Here is a 21,066-nt window from a genome sequence, read left to right as displayed (position 1 = left end):
CACCTCCAAATTCTTAGGATTTCCCGTAGCCATGTTCAAAAAGCTCAGAGGCGTCTTTTCCAACGATCTGTCGATCGACTTGGGAACTGCCAACACCCTGATCTACGTAAAAGATCAAGGGATCGTCCTTAACGAACCCTCAGTTGTCGCCATTCGCCAAGAGCGCGGGAACGCCAAATCGGTCGCTGCCGTCGGTCATGCCGCCAAGCAGATGCTGGGTCGTACCCCAGGCAACATCTCCGCCATCCGTCCGATGAAAGACGGCGTCATCGCCGACTTCTACGTGACCGAGAAGATGCTGCAGCACTTCATCAAGCAGGTTCACGACAACAACTATTTCCGCCCCAGCCCCCGTGTGCTGGTATGTGTGCCGTGTGGCTCCACCCAGGTGGAACGCCGTGCCATCAAGGAATCCGCACTGGGCGCTGGCGCCCGTGAGGTTTACCTGATCGACGAACCCATGGCTGCCGCCATCGGTGCCGGCTTGCCGGTCTCCGAAGCGACCGGTTCCATGGTGGTCGACATCGGTGGTGGTACCACCGAAGTGGCCATCATCTCCCTGAACGGCGTGGTTTACTCCCAATCCGTGCGGATCGGTGGCGACAAGTTTGATGAAGCCATCATCAGCTACGTGCGTCGCAACTATGGCAGCCTGATCGGGGAAGCCACCGCCGAGCGCATCAAGCACGAAATCGGCTCCGCCTATCCGGGCGAAGAGGTGCGCGAGATCGAAGTTCGTGGTCGCAACCTGGCCGAAGGTGTGCCGCGCAGCTTCACCCTCAACTCCAACGAGATCCTGGAAGCGCTGCAAGAGCCGCTGTCCGGTATCGTCTCCGCCGTGATGGTGGCGCTGGAGCAGTCTCCGCCGGAACTGGCGTCCGACATCTCCGAGCGCGGCATGGTGCTGACCGGTGGTGGTGCACTGCTGAAGGATATCGACCGTCTGCTGATGGAAGAGACCGGCATACCGGTAGTGGTTGCCGAAGATCCCCTCACCTGTGTGGCCCGTGGCGGCGGCAAGGCGCTGGAGCTGATCGACATGCACGGTGGCGACCTGTTCCACTACGAATAAGACCCAAAGCCGGCCAGCGCGCCGGCTCTTTTTTGACGACTCATGAAACCCATTTTTGGTAGAGGCCCTTCGCTTCAGTTACGGTTGTTTCTCGCCGTCATCATCTCCATTGCTGCCATCGTAGCGGACTCTCGCTTCGGTGTGTTTACCCATGTCCGCGTCTACCTCAGTTCGCTCGTCAGCCCGCTGCAATACATGGCCAATGCGCCAGGTATCATGCTCGATACCATGTCGACCCAGGTGCAGACCCGGGCCGGCCTCATCGAGCAGACCAAGCAGCAGGAACAACAGCTGTTCACCCTGCGTTCGCGCCTGCTCAAGATGGATCATCTGGAGCACGAGAACCAGCGTCTGCGTGAGCTGCTCGGTTCTCCGGTGCACAAGGAGTCCCGCAAGATGGTGGCCGAGCTGCTGTCGGTGGATTCCGACCCCTTCAGCCATCAGGTGCTGATCAACAAGGGGGCGCTGGACGGCGTCTACAACGGCCAGCCGGTGATCAACGATCAGGGGGTGATAGGTCAGGTGCTGCACGTGGGTTCCACCACCAGCCGTGTCCTGCTCATCACCGACTCCAGCCACGGCATCCCGGTGCGGGTGCTGCGCAACGACCTGCGCGCCATTGCCTCCGGCAGCGGCGAGCTGGACAAGCTGGAGCTGCGCAACCTGCCGCGCAATACGGACGTGCAAGTGGGCGACCTGCTGGTCACCTCAGGCCTTGGCGGCCGCTTCCCGGAAGGGTATCCGGTGGCGACCGTGACCCGCTCCGACTATGTGGAAGGCAAGCCTTTCGCCCAGGTCGAGGCCAAGCCGCTGGTGGCACTGGACAGATTGCGCTACCTGCTGCTGCTGTGGACCGACAAGAAGCCGGACGTGCATGATGATGAAGAGGCGCCGACCCCGGCGGCTGCGCCGGTCGCGGCGACTTCGGCTGCGGGAGCGACGCGCTGATGTTGCAACCCGCCAGCGGCAGGATCTGGATCTGGATCTCGATCCTGCTGGCTCTGTGTCTGTCGATCCTGCCGCTTCCCTTTCAATTTGAACCCTTCCGTCCGGACTGGCTCGCCATGGTGCTCATCTACTGGGCGCTGGCGTTGCCGCATCGGACCAACGTCGGTTCCGCCTGGGTGGCGGGCCTGCTGCTGGATGTGCTGCTGGGCAGCACCCTCGGTGTGCGGGCCATGGCCATGGCCATCACCACCTATCTGGCGGCCTTCCAGTTCCAGAAGATCCGCAACTTCTCCCTCTGGCAACAGGCGCTGATCATCGGCTGTCTCTCGCTGGTGGGCAAGGTGACCATCTTCTGGGCCGAACACCTGTTCAGTCGTGCCAGCCTCAATCTTGCCTACTTTTGGTCGACCCTGAGCACGATGCTAATATGGCCCTGGGTGTTTCTGGTCTTGCGCAAGGTGCGCCGCCGCTTCAATATCAAGTGAATATGAGCAAAAACAATGCATTGTAACTTTACCTCATCTCATTAAGTGAATATGAACAAGCACAACGAACTGCAACTGTATCTCGCCTCGGGCTCGCCCCGCCGTCATGAACTGCTTGCCCAGCTGGGGTACCGCTTCGAGGTACTCAGACTGGATGTGCCGGAGCGGCGGGAAGAGGGTGAAAAGGCGCAGGATTACGTCTGCCGCCTCGCCCGTGACAAGGCGATGGCCGGGGTGGCAGCAGCCCCGACGGCGCTGCCGGTGCTGGGCGCCGACACCATAGTGGTGCTGGGGGAACGGGTGTTGGAGAAGCCGTCCGACCTGCTCGATGCCAAAGACATGCTGGAGGCGCTCTCCGGCAAGGTGCATCAGGTGATGACGGCGGTGGCGCTGGCGACTCCGGAGCGCTGCGATGTGCGCCTGGTCACCACCAACGTGGCGTTTCGCAAGCTGGACGAGGCCGAGATCGAGGCTTACTGGCGCACGGGTGAGCCCTGCGACAAGGCCGGTGCCTATGCGATTCAAGGGATTGCCGGCAAGTTTGTCAGCCGCATCGAGGGGAGCTACAGCGCGGTGGTCGGCCTGCCCCTGCTGGAAACGGATCTGCTGATCAAGCATCATCTGGAACAGTCTCGGTAATCTATCCGCCAGCCATGTTCTGCAAGGCCCGTTCCGCGGGCATGCACAGGGTCGGAACATGGCGGTCAGAATTTGAAGCCATCACAGGCAAGGCATGGGTCGGTGAAACTCGCCGGCTGTTTCTTACTGCGTTACTCACCGGGCACGCGCCGGTTTGGCTGCCAGAATTTAAAACTAGAAAGGCAAGGTAACTTATGTCGGTAGAACTGCTGGTGAACGTCACCCCCTCCGAAACCCGGGTCGCCCTGGTCGAAAACGGTCTGCTGCAGGAAGTGCACGTAGAGCGTCAGGCCAAGCGCGGCATAGTGGGCAATATCTACAAAGGCAAGATCAGCCGGGTGCTGCCCGGCATGCAGGCGGCTTTCGTCGATATCGGCATGGACAAGGCGGCCTTCCTGCACGCTTCCGACATAGTGCCGCACACCGAGTGTGTGGCGGTGAAGGAGAAGGAGCAGTTCCAGGCCGGCAACATAGCCGAGCTGGTACGCCAGGGGCAGGACATCATGGTGCAGGTGGTGAAAGATCCGCTGGGCACCAAGGGCGCCCGTCTCACCACCGACATCACGCTGCCGTCCCGCTATCTGGTATTCATGCCGGGCAGTGCCCATGTGGGGGTTTCCCAGCGCATCGAGTCCGAAGCGGAGCGGGAGCGCCTCAAGCGTACCGTGGCCAGCTATGTGGATGATCTCGGGGGCTACATCATTCGCACCGCCGCCGAAGGGGTGGGGGAGCAGGAGCTGGAGCAGGACGCCGCCTTCCTCAAGCGGCTGTGGCGCAAGATCCTGGAGCGCAAGCAGAAGTATCCGCCCTGCAAGATCCTCTATGAAGATCCCAGCCTGGCCTTCCGGGTGGTGCGCGACTTCGTCGGCGCCGAGCTCGACAAGATCCGGGTCGACTCGCGCCAGAGCTTCGATCAGCTCAAGCGCTTCACCGAGGAGTACGTGCCCGAACTGGCCGGCAAGCTGGAATACTACTCCGGCGAGTCGCCCATCTTCGATCTCTACGACGTGGAGAACGAGATCCAGCGTGCGCTGGATCGCAAGGTAGAGCTGAAATCCGGCGGCTACCTCATCATCGACCAGACCGAAGCCATGACCACGGTGGACATCAACACGGGTGCCTTCGTCGGCCATCGCAATCTGGAAGAGACCATATTCAATACCAACGTCGAGGCGACGGCGGCCATCGCCCGCCACCTGCGCCTGCGCAACCTCGGCGGCATCATCATCATAGATTTCATCGACATGCAGTCCGAGGATCATCGCCGGCGGGTGCTGCACAGCCTGGAGCAGGCGCTCTCCAAGGACAGAGCCAAGACCAACGTCAACGGCTTCTCCCAGCTCGGTCTGGTGGAGATGACCCGCAAGCGTACCCGCGAGAGCCTGGAGCACGTGCTCTGCTCCGAGTGCCCCGAGTGCAAGGGGCGCGGCCGGGTCAAGACGGTGGAGTCGGTCTGCTTCGAGATCCTGCGGGAGATCATCCGGGTCAATCGCGCCTACGATGCGGATCAGTTCACCGTCTACGCCGCGCCGGCCGTGGCCGACTACCTGCGGGGCGAAGAGTCCCACAGCCTCGCCGAGCTGGAGGTGTTCATCGGCAAGCAGGTCCGGGTGGTGAGTGAACCACTCTGCGGCCAGGAACAATTCGATGTGGTGATGATGTAATTGGTCTATCGCTGGCTGAGTCGGGGCTGGTTAGCCCTCGGGGTCTTCTTCGTGCTGCTGGCCATCCTGGTCAGTCTGGTGCGCTTTGGCGGCCCCTTGCTCAATCAGCACAGGCAGGCACTGCTCGGCACCCTGCTGGCCGACAGCAAGCTGGAAGCCAGCGTCGATCGCATCGGCCTGGACTGGACCCGGCGCGGCCCGGCTCTCGAGCTGCAACAGCTGGTGATAGCGCCGGATTCCGGCCGTTTCGCCCTGCGCCTTGGCAAGGTGTGGGCGCACCTCGACTTCTGGCGCTCCCTCAACGAACTCAAGCCGGTGTTCGGCCAGCTCATCTTGAGCGATGGCGACATAGCGCTGGATCTGGCCCAGCCGGCCGACCCCGAGCCCAGTGACGGCCGTGATCAGCAGCAGGCATTGCTGCGCTTCCTGCTGACCCAGCTCTCCACCTTTGACATTCACGACACCCGCCTCAGCCTGACCACGGCGCTGGGGGAGGTGCGGGCCCTCGACATAGCCCAGCTGCGCTGGCAGAACCGCGGCAAGCGCCATCAGGGGGTCGGCAAGGCCTATCTCATCAACGGGGTGGGCGAGAGCACCATAGATCTCATCCTGGATGTGGATGCCCCCGAGGTGCGGCTCGATCGGCTCAAGGGTCAGCTCTATCTGGGGGCCAGCCAGCTCGACATCAGCCCCATGCTGGCACGGACCCACGCCGGCGAGCCACGGGTGGCCGGCCAGCTCGATTTCCAGCTTTGGGGCACGTTTGCCAGCGGTCAGCTGGGGGAGTCCCTGCTGGCGTTTGGCAACAACTACCTGATCTGGAAGGATGAGAAACAGGGTGCCATGCACCGTCTCGGCCTGCAGGGGGGCAAGATCCAGCTGCGCCGGGATGGCGAAGAGTGGCAACTCGCCAGCCATGACGTGACCTTCAAGCTCGACGGCAAGCCCTGGTTGCAGAGCCGGTTGCAGCTCGAGCGGATTGGCTCCCGCATCCAGGGTTATGTACCCGCCATCGATCTGGATCAGGTCGCCAATCTGAGCCAGCTGGTCTCCGGCCTCTACCCAGAGTTGACCGAAACCCTCAAGCGCACCCAGCCCAAGGGCCAGCTGCAGGATCTTGTCCTGCAGGCCGACGCCGACTGGCGCGGGCTCTCTCTCAGCGGCCAGCTTTCCCACATCAAGGTCACCGCCTGGCAGGACGTGCCCGGCGTGCAGGATCTCAACGGCGAGTTCTGGTTGACCCCGACCGGCGGTAGCGCCCGGCTGGCGCTGCACAAGGACAAGCTGGATCCGGCTCGTCACTTCAAGGAGCCGATCCCGATCGACAGCTTCTCGGCGCGGCTCGACTGGTGGCAGGATCCCAGGGGCTGGGTGCTCTATGGTCAGGACGTGGCGCTGGACAACCCGGATTTGACCCTCGCCAGCCGTTTCAGAATGGATCTGTACGAACACACCTTCCTCGCCCTGACCGGCCGCATCGACGTCAAGAATGCGGGCAATGCGGATCGCTATTACCCCTTGCAGGTGATGGACAAGAGCCTGGTGGACTACCTGAGCGGCGCCATCAAGGGCGGCCAGGCCAAGGGCGCGGATCTGCTCTGGTACGGCGAGTTCAAGGATTTCCCCTACAGCAAGGGCGAGGGCATCTTCCAGGTGGCAGTGCCATTGGAGCAGGCCACCTTCCAGTTCTTCCCCGGTTGGCAACCGCTCACCGAGCTGCAGATCGATCTCTTGTTCCAGAACGCCAGCCTCGACATGAACAGCCGTTCCACCCACCTTGGCAAGGCCAGCTCAGACTCGGTCCATGCCTGGATCCCGGATCTCTACCCGGGCGCCCACCTCTATGTGGATGCCAAGGTGGCGGGCGAGGGCAAGGCCATCAGCGACTACCTGCAGGACTCTCCGCTGGGGGATTCCGTCGGTCAGGCGCTGCGGGAGGTAGAGATCCGGGGCCCGCTCAAGGGCTCGGTCAAGCTGGATATCCCCCTCGATGGCGAGAGCAAGGTCAAGGCGAGCGGCGACGCCCTGTTCAGCAACAACAAGGTGCGGGTCGCCAGTCTGGATCTGCCGCTGGAGCAGGTGCAGGGGCGGCTCGAATATGACAACGAGCAGACCCGTTTCAGCAACCTCAAGGCCAGCCTGTGGAACCAGCCGCTGACCCTGGATTATCAGGGTCGGCAGCAGCCGAACCGCTATCAGGTCGACCTCAAGTTCAAGGGCTTGTGGGACAGCAATCGCCAGCGCCGCGATCTGCCCGTGCTCGACATCCTCAAGGGGCGTGGCAACTGGGCCGGTACCCTGGGGCTGACCCTGCCCAACGACAAGCCATTCAGCTTCCAGCTGGCGCTGGACTCCAACCTGCAGGGCATGGGGCTGGATCTGCCCTCGCCGCTGGCCAAGGACGCCAACAGCCGCTTGCCGCTCAAGGTGACAGCCCGTGGCCGCGACGGCAGCGCCGACATTCGTGCCGTGCTGGGCGCCGATGTGGATATGCAGAGTCGGCTGGTCTATGGCGATGGGGTGCCTTACCTCAGCCGGGTGCGGGTGGATGTGGGTCAGCCCGGCGCCCGGGTGCTGCGTGACAAGCCCATGCTGCTGGCCATCAACCAGCAGCAGGCGGATGTGGCCGGCTGGCTGGCCCGACTCAAGCAATGGCTGCCGGCGAGCATGGCGGCGGGCGGCAATGCCGTGGTCGGCCCCGCCTTCCTGCCCCAGGAGTGGTGGGTGGATGGCCAGCTGGCCCGCGCCGACATCGGCAGCGCCAACCTCAAGGCGGTGCACTTCACCGTGGGGCCGGTCAAGCAGGCCACCGAGGTGATGATCGACAGCCCGGACGTGATGGGAGTGGTGCGCCTGCCGGTGACCGAGCGTCAGCCCATAGACGCGAAATTTGCCCGCATCTATTGGTCCGGCAAGAGTTCGGATCTGAGCCCCGAGCCCGATGCCAGACAGGACAGGGCCATCATGGACGCAATTCCCTGGCTCACCTTCAGCTGCGTGGATTGCCGCTTCGGCGCCCTGCCGCTGGGGGAGGTGAAGGGAGAGCTGGTGCCCGGCGCCAACAAGCTGACCCTCAAGGGGCTGGACATGCGGCTGGCGGGCAGCCAGCTGACCGGCACTGTGGACTGGCTGGCCCAGCCCGGCCGGATGCAGACCCATGCCCGTGCCAGCATCAGCAGCAACAACAGCGAGCTACTGCTCAAGCGGCTCGGCTATACCTCGCCCATCGGCGATGCGCCCGGCAAGATGGCGCTGGATCTGAACTGGAACGATGTGCCCTATCGGCTGGATGTGCCGACCCTGGCCGGCAGTGCCAACTATCAGCTGGAGGGGGGCACGTTGCGCGAGGTCAACGACAAGGGGGCGCGCCTGCTCTCCCTGCTCAGCCTGGATTCCCTGCTGCGCAAGCTGCGGCTCGATTTTCGCGATGTGTTCGACAAGGGCTTCTATTTCGAATCCATGTCCGCCTCCGCCAAGATCAAGCAAGGGGTGGTGGATAACCAGGACTTCTACATGAAGGGGGCGGCGGGCAACCTGCGCGGCGAAGGCATCGCCGACCTGGTGCGCTGGCGACTCGACTACGAGCTGAGCTTCTCCCCCAACCTGGGCGGCACATTGCCGGTGGTGGCGGCCTTCTCGCTGACTCCGATCACCGGCCTCTATGTGCTGGCCCTCTCCAAGCTGCTGGAGCCGGTAGTGGACGTGGTGACCCGCATCGATTTTCGGGTCTCGGGCCCGCTCGACGATCCCAAGCTGATCGAGGCAGGACGGGATCGGGCCCGCATCAAGCTCAACCAGCAGCAGAAGGAGGCGGTCGATGCGGTTGCCCCCAACCTGCCGGCGCAGGAGGTGACCCCCTTCCTGCTGACCCCCAAACACGCGGGGCCCGCCCAGCGCTGAGGCTGGTGGCGGGTCTTGCCATCACAAGGAGTGAGCCATGATCCGACATATTCTGCTGATCACCTTCAAGGGTGAGGCCAGTCCCGACGATATCGCGGCCGTCAGGGCGGCCTTTCTCGCCATCTCGCACCAGGTCAGCGGCGTGCTGGCCGTGGAGTGGGGCCAAAATGACAGTCCGGAGGGACGGGCCGAGGGCTTTACCCACAGCGTGCTGATGACCTTCGCCGATGAAGCTGCCCGCCAGCGCTATCTGCCCCACCCGGATCACGATGCCCTCAAGGCCATCTTCCGCCCGGTGCTGGAACGTATCATAGTGCTGGATTACACCCTGCAGGCCGGCGATGCGGTTGCTGTTGGGACGCTGTCATGATGGAGGATGAGCGCTGGGGCAAGATTCCACCGCTGCAATTGACGTTGTTGCGAGCCGTGGTGGAACATGGCAAAGCCCATCCCGCCATTGGTGCCGGGGTGGTGGTTGGTTCGCTTGCCAAAGGAAAGGCGGACCGGGTCTCTGATGTCGATGTCTTGTTGCTGGCCGAGCCGGGTTTTCATCAGCATGGGGAAGCGCTGGTTCGTTCCATTGTCGGTGAACGTGCGGTGTTCCACTGTTGGCAAGGAAGACATGAAGATGTCTGTTCCTACTGGCGCTATATCTTCCTGGATATGTCCAGCATCGAGATCCATATCCTTGATCGCGATGCCGGTTTCCCGCTTGCCAAGCCTTACATGCCTCTTTTTGATAAAACCCATTCGCTATCTGCGCTGGAGGTCGCGGGGCCCGCGCCCAGCCATTGGGATTTCCCTGCCTACATGGGGGACGGTAATGGTCTGGTGTGGGAGCTGTTCGATTGCCTCAAATGGGCGGAACGGGGTCAACGGGGATTAGTCAGGCATCATCTGCGTAAACTGTTGGCAGAGATGGATAAAGACCCGGATATTGTGGATCGCGAGTAACGCGGACAAGGAGAGAACCATGTGGTTAGCCGCAATACAGCTGGTGTCCGGCCGTCACTGGCAGGATAACCGGGAGCAGATAGACGCCGAGCTGGCGGCGCTGCCCAAGGAGCGGCCACTGCTGGTGCTGCTGCCGGAGAACTTCGCCCTGTTTGGCGAGCGGCAGGGCTATCTGGACGGGGCCGAGGCAATCGGTGCAGGACCGATCCAGGCCCAGCTGGCCGAGTGGGCCCGTCACTACGGTATTTGGCTGGTGGCCGGTGCCATGCCGACCACCATCGCCGGTTCGGAGCATATCCACACCAGCTCGCTGGTGTTCGACCCCAGCGGCGAGCTCAAGGGCCACTACCACAAGATCCACCTGTTCGATGTGGACGTGGCCGACAATCAGGGTCGCTACCGGGAGTCGGAGACTTTCAGCCCGGGGAGTCAGCCTGTGCTGGTGGACTCCCCCTTTGGTCCCCTCGGCCTCTCTATCTGTTATGATCTGCGCTTTCCCGAGCTTTACCGCCAGCTGGCCCGGGCCGGAGCCCGCGTGCTGCTGGTGCCTGCCGCCTTTACCGCCGTGACCGGCGAGGCGCACTGGGAGCCGCTGCTGCGGGCCCGCGCCATCGAGAACCAGTGCTATCTGGTGGCCGCCAATCAGGGCGGTACCCACGAGACGGGGCGCCAGACCTGGGGCCACAGCATGGTGATCGACCCCTGGGGCCGGGTGCTGGCCTGCCAGCCAGCGGGCCGTGCCACAGTGCTGGCAAAGATGGATGCCGGGCTTGTCGATGAATTGAAGCGCACCATGCCGGTGCTGAGCCACGCCCGCCTGCTTTGACGGTATGGTGGTGAATTGAAATGCAGCCTGTTGGCGGTGCTGAGCTGTGCCCGCCTGCTCTGATGGCGTGATGAAAAATTGAAACGCAGCCGCTGACCGCTACTAAGCCGGGTCCGGCTGTGGTCGGGTCGATTGGGCAAAGCCTGTTCGGCCGTGATGCAGACCCTATGCAATTGGATTCGCAGCCATTCGATGATGCCGCCATGCGGCCAATCGACCCTGCGAGTCGACAAACGGTTAAAACATCTCGTTACGAGAGTGGAGAAGAAGATTGAGTCTATTGAGCCAGGTTAGTGCCTCATTGTTGGCCCCGAACGACCTAGATGAAGGGCGGCTGCAACAGCTGCTCGGCAGCCTGATGAGCCATCAGGTGGAGTTCGGCGACCTCTATTTCCAGCGTAGCTGGCACGAGTCCTGGATGCTGGAAGACGGCATCGTCAAGGATGGCAGCTACAACATCGACCAAGGGGTCGGGGTGCGCGCCGTCAGTGGCGAGAAGACGGGCTTCGCCTATTCCGATGAGCTGAGCCTGCTGGCGCTGCAACAGTCGGTTACCGCTGCCCGTGGCATAGCCGCCGCCGGGGCGCAGGGCAAGGTGAAGGCCTGGGCCCGCACCGAGGCCAACCTGCTCTATCCGGCCATGGATCCGCTGCAGACCCTCGACAAGCACCAGAAGATCGCCCTGCTGGAGCAGATGGACAAGTTTGCCCGCAGCCTGGATCCCGCCATCAATCAGGTGATGGCCTCCATCAGCGGCGTCTATGAAGAGATACTGGTGGCCGCCACCGACGGCACGCTCGCTGCCGACGTGCGCCCGCTGGTACGCTTGTCGGTGACAGTGATCGCCGAGAAGGGGGATCGCCGGGAGCGCGGCAGCGCGGGTGGCGGTGGTCGCTGTGGTTACGACTATTTCCTGGAGCTGGACGGGCTGGAGAGCCGGGCCTTTGGCTATGTGCGCGAGGCGGTGCGTCAGGCGCTGGTCAACCTCGAAGCCATAGACGCCCCGGCTGGCACCATGCCGGTGGTACTCGGTGCCGGCTGGCCCGGCGTGCTGCTGCACGAAGCCGTGGGCCACGGTCTGGAGGGGGACTTCAACCGCAAGGGCTCGTCCGCCTTCGCCGGTCGCATTGGTGAACAGGTCGCCTCCAAACACTGCACCATAGTCGATGACGGCACCCTGCCGGGTCGGCGCGGCTCCGTCAGCATAGATGACGAGGGGACGCCGGGCGGTTACAACGTCTTGATTGAGAACGGGATCCTGAAAGGCTATCTGCAGGACAAGCAGAACGCCCGCCTGATGGGGGTGCCGCTCACCGGCAACGGTCGCCGCGAATCCTACGCCGCCCTGCCTATGCCGCGCATGACCAACACCTACATGCTGGCGGGTCAGTATGATCCGGCGGAGATCATCGCCTCGGTGAAGAAGGGCATCTATGCCCCCAACTTCGGCGGCGGTCAGGTGGACATCACCTCCGGCAAGTTCGTCTTCTCCGCCTCCGAGGCCTACCTCATCGAGGATGGCAAGATAACGACCCCCATCAAGGGCGCGACCCTGATAGGCAATGGCCCAGAGGCCATGAGCCAGGTCTCCATGGTGGGTCGGGATCTGGCGCTCGATCGCGGAGTCGGCGTCTGCGGCAAGGAGGGGCAGAGCATTCCAGTCGGGGTCGGCCAGCCCACCCTCAAGCTGGACCAGCTCACAGTGGGTGGCACCTCCTAGGTTGGGTCGGCCGCGCCGTGCATAACCCGACGTGGCATCTGCAAAGTCAAACCCCGGCACCTGCCGGGGTTTTGTCATTCAGGCAGATGGCAACCAACAAAAAGCCCCGGTACATGGCCGGGGCTGGTGGATAGGGGTGACTGGGTCAGTTGACCGATATGGCTCTGGCGTCTATGTAGAAGCGTGCATTGCCTTGTGGATCGACCCTGATCTGGGCAACCAGACGATCGCTCTGTTTGTATTCCCACCGTGTTTTTATCCTGGCCAGGGCGGGGCTGGCTGCACCGACCACATTCAGATATTCATGAAACAGGCTGTAGCTTCCAATCTCGGTCAGCATCTTTTCCATTTGCACATCTCCTGCAGTGAGTGGGTGTCTCCACCCACAAACCTATCAAGCACACTCTGAATCGAGTCTGTACAAAAAACACACTATCTCATTTATGTGTCAGCAACATGATCAGGCGCAAGATCAGTGACGATTGTCGGCGGTTATGACACCGTTTTCAGTCAGGGCTGGCGGGCCTCTTCCAATTGTTCGAGTGCACCGGATACATGTGGCAATGCAGGTGCCGTTTGTGCCGCAGTGGCGCCGTGGAACACGGGATCCTGTGCCACTTCCTTGATGCCGTTGATGCAGAACTGCATGCCCATGCACACCAGCAGGAAGCCCATGATCCGGGTCATGGCATCTATACCGGTGGCACCGAGGATCTTGCAGACAGGATCTGCCAGCTTGAGCACGCCCCAGCTGAGTGCGCTCATCAGAGCGAAGGCGGTCACCATGGCGGCATAGATGGTGAAGCGGTTGTACTCGTCGGGCAGCTCGGCTATCTGGGCGGCGCCGCTGATCACCAGCGCCATGGTGCCCGGCCCGCACATGCTGGGCATGGTCAGCGGCACGAAGGCGATGCTCTGGTTGATATCGACCCCGGCCGCCTGGCTGGGGGCCGGGAACAGCATGCGAAAGCCGATGAAGGCGATGATGAGACCGCCGGCCAGGCGCAGGCCGGGAATGGAGATCCCGAACAGATCCAGGATGGAGGAGCCGATGAAGAAGCTGACGCAGAGGGTGCAGAACAGATAGATGGCGGCCAGATTGATCTGGCGGCGCACGTGCTCGCGCGACATGCCCTTGCTCAGCCCCAGCAGCAGGGTGGCCGTGGTGGGTGGATTGACCATGGGCAGCAGGGCAAGCAAGGCGAGAAATACGACCTGAAAGAACATCATGAACCTCGGATGACTAGAGTGGAGGAGTGTCCTGGGCCGTCGACAGGCCCGAGAGGGAGGCTATCTTATGTCGGCCGGGCTGAACACCAGCCATATGAAAAAAGCCCCGATTTCAGCGGGGCTTGCGAGGGGTCAGGCGATTTGCGGTGCAGCCTGCCGCTGGTTGCGCCGTTGCAGCCAGAGCAGCAGGCCGATGGCAAAGCCCAGTGCCGACAGGCTCACCACATAGTGGGAGGGGGCCAGCACGTCGTTCTTCATCCACAGGGTCACCAGCATGGGCGTCAGGCCGCCGAAGATGGCGTAGGCCACGTTGTAGGAGAACGACAGCCCGGAGAAACGCACCACTGCCGGGAAGGCGTTGACCATGACGTAGGGCACGGCGCCGACGATCCCGACCGCGAAGCCCGCCAGCATGTAGAGCGGGATCAGCTGATCCATGCCGGCCGCCAGGCCGTGGTAGAAGGCGTAGCTGGCGCCAGCCAGCAACAGGGAGCCCAGCATGAAGGTGGGACCGCTGCCGAGGGCATCGATCAGCCGGCCATAGAAGATGCAGCCCAGGGTCAGGGCCAGGATGGCCAGGGAGTTGGCGGTCAGGGCATCGGCGGGGCTGATGCCATGCACCTTCTGCAGGTAGGTGGGGGTCATCAGGATCACCACGACTATACCGGCGGAGAGCAACCAGGTCAGCAGCATGGAGATCAGCACGCTGCCCTTGTGATTGCGCAGCACAGTCTTGAGCGGCAGCTCTTCCGCCAGCGCCTTGTTGGCCTGCATCTCGGCGAAGACAGGGGTCTCGTGCAGCCAGCGGCGCAGGTACATGGCGACTATGCCAAACGCTCCGCCGAGTACGAAGGCCAGACGCCAACCCCAGTCGCTCACCTCGGCCGGGCTCATGCCGCGGTTGATGGCGGTGGCCACCAGGGAGCCAAGCAGTATGCCAGCCGTCAATCCCGCGGTGAGGGTGCCGCAGGCGACGCCGACCCGGCGGGCGGGCACGTGCTCCGCCACGAACACCCAGGCACCCGGCACTTCGCCACCGATGGCGGCTCCCTGCAGGATCCGTAGCAGCAGCAACAGCAGGGGGGCGGCGATGCCGAGCGTGGCGTAGGTGGGCAGCAGGCCGATCAGCAGGGTCGGCAGCGCCATCAGCAATATGCTGAGGGTGAACATGCGCTTGCGGCCGATGAGATCGCCGAAGTGAGCCATGATGATGCCGCCGAGGGGGCGCGCCAGGTAACCGGCGGCGAAGATGCCGAAGGTCTGGAACTGGCGCAACCACTCGGGAATGTCGGCCGGGAAGAACAGCTCGCCGATCACCACGGCGAAGAAGACGAAGATGATAAAGTCGTAGAATTCGAGGGCGCCACCGAGGGCGGCCAGGCTCAGGGTCTTGTAATCCTGTCGGTTGAGGGGACGGCTGTGGTCGTAAGCTTGCGTGACTGTCGTCATATCCTTATGTTTCCCATCGTTTTTTTAGTTATTGTTCCCCATCCTTTGAGGGGACACGCTCATGACCGAGGGTATGCTTTTGCATCCCGGTATGTAAATCGCACAATTCGCAACACTGTCTTGCAGCTTTTTGGTGCAGTGAGACGGAGCGACACGCTCAAGCGCCGGGCTCCTCGCCCGGACGAATAATCAGGACGATGGCCGGCGCCTTGCCGGCTCCGACCTCAAGATAGCTGGAGAAATCATATGAAGACCAAGGTGCTGCTCTCCTGGAGCAGCGGCAAGGACAGCGCCTGGGCGCTGCACGCACTGCGGCAGGATCCGGCCATCGAGGTGGTGGGACTGTTCACCACCCTCAACCAGGCGTTCGAACGGGTGGCCATGCACGGGGTGCGCAAGCAGTTGCTGCTGGCACAGGCCGAGTGCGTGGGCTTGCCGCTGACCACCATCGACCTGCCCTGGCCCTGCAGCAATGAAGATTACGCCCGCATCATGACCGACTTCATCGTGGACATGGTGGCGCAGGGGATCCGCCACATGGCGTTTGGCGATCTCTTCCTCGAGGATGTGCGCGCCTATCGGGAGCGGCAGCTGGCGGGGACGGGGATCACGCCGTTGTTTCCGCTATGGGGCAGCAAGACCGACGAGCTGGCTGGCGAGATGATGGCAGCAGGGCTCAGGGCCAGGATCAGCACCCTGGATCCGCACAAGCTGCCTGCCACCCTCGGCGGACATGAGTTTGACGCGGCCTTGCTGGCGGTCCTGCCCGCCGGGGTGGACCCCTGCGGCGAGAACGGCGAGTTTCATACCCTGGCCTGGGACGGCCCCATGTTCCAGCGGCCGCTGGCCATCCGGGTGGGGGAGACGGTGGAGCGGGACGGCTTCGTCTTCACCGACCTGCTGCCTGCCGATCTCCCTATCGTCTAGTCGGTATTGGTCTCCCGCTCGCCCTTGTCGTCGTTGTAGCGCAGGGCTATGTCGTGAAACTGCGAGTGGATGCGGGCGAAGGTATCCGTGATGTCGGGGTCGAAGTGGCTGCTGCGCCCCGCCAATATGATGGGAACCACCTCATCGTGGGACATGGCGGCCTTGTAGCAGCGCTTGCTGATCAAGGCATCGTACACATCCGCCAGCGCCATCAGCCTAGCAGAGAGGGGGATCTCGTCCCCCATCAGGCCATAGGGGTAGCCGGTGCCATCCCACTTTTCATGGTGGTAACAGGCGATCTCCTTGGCCAGGCGCAGAAACTCGACCTCCACCCCCAGCGCCTCCTCGGCATGGACTATGGCCTCCTTGCCGAGGATGGAGTGATGCTTCATCTGGGCAAATTCGTCTGCATCCAGCTTGCCGGGTTTTAGCAGGATCCGGTCCGGCACGCCGACCTTGCCGATGTCGTGCAGGGGCGCCGACTTGAACAGCAGTTCTATGGTCTTGGGGGTCAGCTCGGCGCGAAAGCGGGGGTGATCGCACAGGGTCTCCGCCAGCAGCTTCACGTAGTGCTGGGTGCGCAGTATGTGGTTGCCGGTCTCGTTGTCGCGGGTCTCGGCCAGAGAGGCAAGGGAGTGGATGGTGATGTTCTGGATCAGCTCGTTCTCCCGGGTGCGCCGTTCCACCTCCTGCTCCAGATAGGCGTTCTGGTCGTGCAGCAGGTCCCGCGCGGCTTTCAGCTCCAGATGGTTTCTGACGCGGGCCAGCACGATGGCGGGGGTGATCGGCTTGTGGATATAGTCCACAGCGCCCAGCGCCAGCCCGTGTGCCTCCGCGCTCTCCTCCACCTTGGCGGTCAGGAAGATCACTGGAATGTCCCGCGTCTGCGGCATCTCCTGCAGCGCCTGCATCACCTGGTAACCGTCCATCAGGGGCATCACCACATCGAGCAGGATCAGATCCACCCGGGTGCCGGCCGACAGTATCTCCAGCGCTCGCCGGCCGCTGATGGCCACCTTGACTCTATAGTGAGGGCTCAGCAAGGCGCTGAGCAGGGAGAGATTCTCCGGCGTGTCATCGACCACCAGCAGGGTGGGTTTGGTGTCGGGATCCAGCAAATTGAGCATGATGGTGCCCTCACTCTTGGTTGAACAGATCGGGCTTGAGGGCCCGGACTTGTTGCAGATGTGCCAATGCGTCGGTGAAGCGGAACCGGGTCATGGCGTTGGCCATGGCCGGTGCGGCCTCCTCCAGCAAGGGGGCGAGCCTGGCCTGATGGTGCTGGAACAGGATGAAGGCCTCGGCATCATCCTCCAGCAGCAACTGGGTCAGCCGTGTCAGTACGGACGCTATGTCCGGTTGCGTCAGCTCGGATCGAGCCGGGGAGGCCTGGGGGGGCAGCAGGGGGAGCAAGCCATCGGTCAGTTGCTGCTGCATCTGCAATCCCTGCTCGGCCAGGGGTAACAGGCTGCTGGTATCGTCTCCCCGGGCGATGGCACTCTCCAGCCGGGCCGCTATGTCCCGTAGCGGGTCGGCGCCCAGGGTGGCGGCTATGCCCTTGAGAGTATGGGCTTGCCGATGCGCCTCTTCGCTATCGTTTGTCTGCAGGGCGGCGATCAGATGCTGCATGGGTTGAACGCCCTGCTGGGCGAAGCGGCGCAGCAGGTCCCGATACCACTCCCAGTTGTGCATCAGGCGTTGCAGTGCTGTCTCTGCCTTGAACCCGAGCGCCTGCAACTGCGCCTGCAAGGGCTCCTCGCGCTGGGTCACCGAGGACTTGATCCGCCCCCCGGTTTCACGGCTGAAGGAGGTCGCCCAGCGCTGCAGGGCGGCATAAAGCTTGTCGGGATCTATGGGTTTGGCGATGTGATCATCCATGCCGGCCTCCAGGCAGCGCTCCCGATCGCCGGCCATGACGTTGGCCGTCATCGCCAGGATCGGGATGTGATGCCCCTCGCGCTCCTGCAGGCGCAGTAGCCGGGTAGCGGCCAGCCCGTCCATCACCGGCATCTGCATGTCCATCAGGATCAGGTCGTAGTGCGCTTGCTCCGCCATTTTCAGGGCGATGGCGCCATTGGCGGCTATGTCGACCTTGGCCCCGACCGCTCGCAGCAGCTCCCGCGCCACCTGCTGGTTCAGCTCGTTATCTTCCGCCAGCAGTATGGTGAGCCCGTCGAAGCGGTAGCTGTGGGCCGGTTGTTGTGACTTGAAGGCGACCGGCGTGGCTTGCTGGCCAAACAGACCTATGACGGTATCAAACAGCACTGAGGCGCACACCGGCTTGACCAGTACCCGGTCAAATCCGGCGGCCTCCGCCTCGCGAAATACCTCCTCCCGTCCGTAACCTGTCACCATGACCCGGTAGGGGCGTTGGGTGAAGCCGCGGGCGATGAGGCGGCGACCCGTTTCTATGCCATCTAGCCCCGGCATGTGCCAATCCAGCAGCACCACCTCATAGGGTCTCCCCTCCTGCTCGGCGCTGGCGATCATCTGCAGCGCCTGCTGGCCAGACTCTGCGGTGTCCACCACGAAGCTCATGCTGCTCAGCAGGGCGGCCAGTATGGTGCGGGAGCTGGCGCTGTCGTCGGCTACCAGCATGCGGCGGCCGCGCAGATCCAGGCTGGGCAGGTAGCGGGATCTGTACCTGCCCCGGCCAAGGCGGGCGGTAAACCAGAAGGTGCTGCCCTGGCCCGGTTCGCTCTGCACCCCCACCTCGCCTCCCATCAGCCCAGCCAGTTTGCGGGAAATGGCGAGTCCGAGGCCTGTGCCGCCGTACTTGCGGGTGGTGGAGCTGTCCGCCTGCTGGAAGGACTGGAACAGCCGCTGCTGCTGTTCCTGGCTCATGCCGATCCCCGTGTCCTGCACCGAGCAGTGCAGCAGCACCTCCTGCGGCAGCTTCTCCAGGCAGCTGACCTTGACCAGGATCTCGCCCTGTTCGGTGAACTTGACCGCGTTGTTGGCGTAGTTGATCAGGATCTGGCCGAGGCGCAGCGGATCGCCATAGAGCAGGGTATCGAGCTGGTGGTCGACCTCGAACAGCAACTCTATGCCCTTGGCTTCGGCCTTCTCGCCCACCAGGGTCGCCAGGTTTTCCAGTACATGGTCGAGATCGAATTCGATCCGTTCCAGATCCAGCTTGCCGGCCTCTATCTTGGAGAAGTCGAGGATGTCGTTGATGATGCCGAGCAGGTGCTGGGCGGAGCGCTGGATCTTGCCCACGTAGTCGAACTGCTGCGGGTCGAGCCGGGTTTGCAGGGCGAGGTGGGCCATGCCGAGGATGGCGTTCATGGGGGTGCGGATCTCGTGGCTCATGTTGGCGAGAAAGTCGCTCTTGGCCCGGGTCGCGCTCTCCGCCAGTTCATAGGCTTGTTCCAGCTCCTGATTCTTGGTCTGCATCACGGCGAACAGCTCTTCCCGGGTCGGCTCGGCGAACTGCTGCTGCATCTGTTGCAGCATGCCGTCATCCGGCCAGTGGGGCAGGTGGCAGACCAGGGCGATGGCACTGTCCGAGTGAGAGACCAGCCGTATGGTGCCATGAGAGGCGCCAGAGGAACCGGGTTGCAGCGGTTCATCGGCGGCCAGAGAGAGCCAGAGCTCCTGCGTCTTGCTCTCCAGCCACAGCCGCAGTTGCAGCCAGCCGGTCGTCGCCGCCAGCTGGCGCACCAGCTCCGAGGTGGCCCCCGCCAGCGGGGCCACGAAGGTGGGGCTCTTGTCGATGCAGGTGAGAACCTGGATCACCTTGCGTCTGGCGGTGAGGGCCGCCGCCGGGCCAGAGAGCCGGATGTCACCTATCAGCTGTTGCATCTAGCTTTCCTCCTCCGGTTGCACCCGCAATATTATGCAGCTCGCATCGTCCGTGCTGCGGCCGCTGTGGGCTATGACCTGGCGAGCCAGGGTGGCGGGATCCGCCCCCAGTTCCAGTGCGCCGTCGCGCAGGTTGAGTGATTCGCTGATGCCATCCGAGTAGAGCATCACCACATCCCCCGGCACTATGGGTTGACGTTGCAGCAAGGGGGTTGGGAAACGCTCCCCCAGCACGCCGTCGCGGGAGATGCCGCGCCAGGGCTCGTGGCCACGCAGGCAGATGCGGGTATTGCCGATGCCGGCATAGCTCAGCTCGCCGCGTTCGCCATTGATCAGCGCCACGCCGGCGGCGGCTCCCCGGGTGCCGATGCAGTGCTGGTGGAGCAGTTGCAGCAGACGGGCAGGCTCCTGCTCCCGGCTGTTGTGCAGCGCCTCTTCGAGGATCTGCACCAGCTTGTTGGCCGAGGCGCCGTGGCCGCTCACATCGATCAGCACCAACGAGACCCCATCGGGGCCGGGGCGGATAAAGGCCAAGTCGCCCGAGACCCGCTCCGGATAGCAGGGCCGGTTCTCGCTGGCCCACTCCAGTGTCAGTGTGCGGGGGTTCGACACCTGAGTGGGCAGGGTGACGCGGGCCATCGAGGGTGCCGCCCCGAGCCACTTGCGGGCCTGTACCAGGGTGCCCCCCTCGGGCGGTGTGCTGATGGTGAGTTCGGACATCATGCGCCGCACGCCGGGCAGCCCCAGCCCAAGCGTGCCCGAGGTGCTGTAGTGATCCTGCATGGCCTGGTGCACGTCCGGGATGCCGGGCCCCTTGTCACGGGCGATGATGTCGATGCAGGGGCGTCCCTTGGGGTGATGGAGAGCCAGGGTGATCTCCCCCTTCGTGGCGTATTTCAGGATATTGCTGCCAAGCTCGGAGACCACGGTGGAAAGCATGGTACGGTCCACCTCGGACAGGCTGGCGATGAAGGGGAGGCGACGCACCGCCATCACCGTCAGGTGCAGGTCGATGTCGTGGCGCAACGGATACCTGGCTTCCTGCGCTGTCTGTTCCAGTTGCATGGGATTTACTCCTCGGCCTTGAGGCGATTGACATGGGCGAAGGCATCGTCCATGTCGATGAAGCAGCGCAGCTGTCCCGGCTGCGCCTCGGCCAGCGCCAGAAAGGCGGCGATCCCAGCATTCAACCCGACCAGCAGGCAGATGGCGCCGAGCAGGCGGCACACGTCGGCCAGCTTGCACACCTGTCTGAATTCGTGGTGATCGAGCAGCATGACGCCGGAGAAGTCGAGCAGCACGGCGCGCTGACGGCCCTGTACCAGCCGTTGGGAGAGGGTCTGCATCAGCAGTTGCATGCCGTCGTCACCGAGATCGGGACGCATGCTGACCACGACGCAGTCAGCCACATTGGCTATGCCCAGATCGTTGTTGAGCTGCATGGTCAT

The 21,066-nt window shown here is 63.2% G+C and carries 18 protein-coding genes; 11 read left to right on the top strand and 7 right to left on the bottom strand.

The features are described from left to right. Nucleotides 1-31: 31 nt before the first annotated feature. The 10 genes from ACM3N8_RS13135 to tldD all read left to right on the top strand — a co-directional run bounded on the left by ACM3N8_RS13135 (nt 32) and on the right by tldD (nt 12,208). On the top strand, nt 32-1,072 hold the full coding sequence (locus tag ACM3N8_RS13135; RefSeq protein ID WP_005308111.1) for a rod shape-determining protein: 1,041 nt from the start codon (nt 32-34) through the stop codon (nt 1,070-1,072). A 42-nt stretch (nt 1,073-1,114) separates the two neighbouring features. Next, nucleotides 1,115-2,020 (top strand): rod shape-determining protein MreC, encoded by a 906-nt coding sequence (gene mreC, locus ACM3N8_RS13130; protein WP_065401911.1) that lies wholly within the window; start codon nt 1,115-1,117, stop codon nt 2,018-2,020. After that, on the top strand, nt 2,020-2,505 hold the full coding sequence (gene mreD / locus ACM3N8_RS13125) for a rod shape-determining protein MreD (protein ID WP_042037959.1): 486 nt from the start codon (nt 2,020-2,022) through the stop codon (nt 2,503-2,505). Before mreC ends, mreD begins: the two co-directional genes overlap by 1 nt. Nucleotides 2,506-2,556: 51 nt before the next feature. Further along, the gene (locus ACM3N8_RS13120) at nt 2,557-3,144 is read left to right on the top strand and encodes a Maf family protein (RefSeq protein WP_290018928.1); all 588 of its coding nucleotides are present in this window, start codon (nt 2,557-2,559) and stop codon (nt 3,142-3,144) included. Nucleotides 3,145-3,338: 194 nt separating this feature from the next. Next, entirely contained in the window at nt 3,339-4,808 is a 1,470-nt protein-coding gene (gene rng / locus ACM3N8_RS13115; protein ID WP_042868629.1) for a ribonuclease G, read from the top strand. Continuing rightward, nucleotides 4,809-8,708, top strand: a complete 3,900-nt coding sequence (locus ACM3N8_RS13110; RefSeq protein WP_416016210.1) for a YhdP family protein — start codon at nt 4,809-4,811, stop codon at nt 8,706-8,708. A gap of 37 nt (nt 8,709-8,745) precedes the next feature. After that, complete coding sequence (locus ACM3N8_RS13105) at nt 8,746-9,078, top strand: Dabb family protein (RefSeq protein WP_290018925.1); 333 nt, start codon at nt 8,746-8,748, stop codon at nt 9,076-9,078. Further along, nucleotides 9,075-9,662: a nucleotidyltransferase domain-containing protein gene (locus ACM3N8_RS13100; RefSeq protein ID WP_139749525.1), complete on the top strand. Its 588-nt coding sequence runs from the start codon at nt 9,075-9,077 to the stop codon at nt 9,660-9,662. The genes ACM3N8_RS13105 and ACM3N8_RS13100 overlap by 4 nt, the downstream gene beginning before the upstream one ends. A gap of 19 nt (nt 9,663-9,681) precedes the next feature. After that, nucleotides 9,682-10,488 carry a carbon-nitrogen hydrolase family protein gene (locus ACM3N8_RS13095; RefSeq protein ID WP_290018920.1) on the top strand — a complete coding sequence of 269 codons (807 nt, stop codon included), beginning with the start codon at nt 9,682-9,684 and terminating at the stop codon, nt 10,486-10,488. Between the two features lie 271 nt (nt 10,489-10,759). Next, entirely contained in the window at nt 10,760-12,208 is a 1,449-nt protein-coding gene (tldD, locus tag ACM3N8_RS13090) for a metalloprotease TldD (protein WP_181003619.1), read from the top strand. Nucleotides 12,209-12,353: 145 nt separating this feature from the next. On the opposite strand, the gene ACM3N8_RS13085 is transcribed toward tldD, so the two are convergent. From ACM3N8_RS13085 to ACM3N8_RS13075, 3 genes are all read right to left on the bottom strand, one after another. Continuing rightward, nucleotides 12,354-12,557, bottom strand: a complete 204-nt coding sequence (locus ACM3N8_RS13085) for a hypothetical protein (RefSeq protein ID WP_042868639.1) — start codon at nt 12,555-12,557, stop codon at nt 12,354-12,356. 161 nt (nt 12,558-12,718) lie between these two features. Further along, nucleotides 12,719-13,435 (bottom strand): MarC family NAAT transporter, encoded by a 717-nt coding sequence (locus ACM3N8_RS13080; protein WP_043139769.1) that lies wholly within the window; start codon nt 13,433-13,435, stop codon nt 12,719-12,721. A gap of 135 nt (nt 13,436-13,570) precedes the next feature. Then, nucleotides 13,571-14,887, bottom strand: coding sequence for an MFS transporter (locus ACM3N8_RS13075; RefSeq protein WP_274453267.1), 1,317 nt, complete (start codon nt 14,885-14,887; stop codon nt 13,571-13,573). A gap of 246 nt (nt 14,888-15,133) precedes the next feature. Between ACM3N8_RS13075 and ACM3N8_RS13070 the strand changes: the two genes are divergently transcribed. Then, on the top strand, nt 15,134-15,814 hold the full coding sequence (locus ACM3N8_RS13070; protein WP_274453268.1) for an adenine nucleotide alpha hydrolase: 681 nt from the start codon (nt 15,134-15,136) through the stop codon (nt 15,812-15,814). Here ACM3N8_RS13070 and ACM3N8_RS13065 read toward each other — a convergent pair. From ACM3N8_RS13065 to ACM3N8_RS13050, 4 genes are read right to left on the bottom strand one after another with little or no spacing between them, the layout of a single operon-like run. Continuing rightward, on the bottom strand, nt 15,811-16,941 hold the full coding sequence (locus ACM3N8_RS13065) for an HD-GYP domain-containing protein (RefSeq protein ID WP_043134915.1): 1,131 nt from the start codon (nt 16,939-16,941) through the stop codon (nt 15,811-15,813). The genes ACM3N8_RS13070 and ACM3N8_RS13065 overlap by 4 nt on opposite strands. Nucleotides 16,942-16,951: 10 nt before the next feature. Continuing rightward, nucleotides 16,952-19,618 (bottom strand): response regulator, encoded by a 2,667-nt coding sequence (locus tag ACM3N8_RS13060; protein ID WP_416016209.1) that lies wholly within the window; start codon nt 19,616-19,618, stop codon nt 16,952-16,954. Continuing rightward, entirely contained in the window at nt 19,619-20,683 is a 1,065-nt protein-coding gene (locus ACM3N8_RS13055; protein ID WP_416016208.1) for a SpoIIE family protein phosphatase, read from the bottom strand. It lies immediately after the preceding gene. A gap of 5 nt (nt 20,684-20,688) precedes the next feature. Further along, nucleotides 20,689-21,060, bottom strand: coding sequence for an anti-anti-sigma factor (locus ACM3N8_RS13050; protein WP_098984970.1), 372 nt, complete (start codon nt 21,058-21,060; stop codon nt 20,689-20,691). Nucleotides 21,061-21,066: the final 6 nt, after the last annotated feature.

Origin of the sequence: Aeromonas sp. A04 (assembly GCF_047780465.1) — a bacterium.
Taxonomy (GTDB): domain Bacteria; phylum Pseudomonadota; class Gammaproteobacteria; order Enterobacterales; family Aeromonadaceae; genus Aeromonas; species Aeromonas bestiarum.
This window is presented reverse-complemented; position numbering and strand designations above follow the sequence as displayed.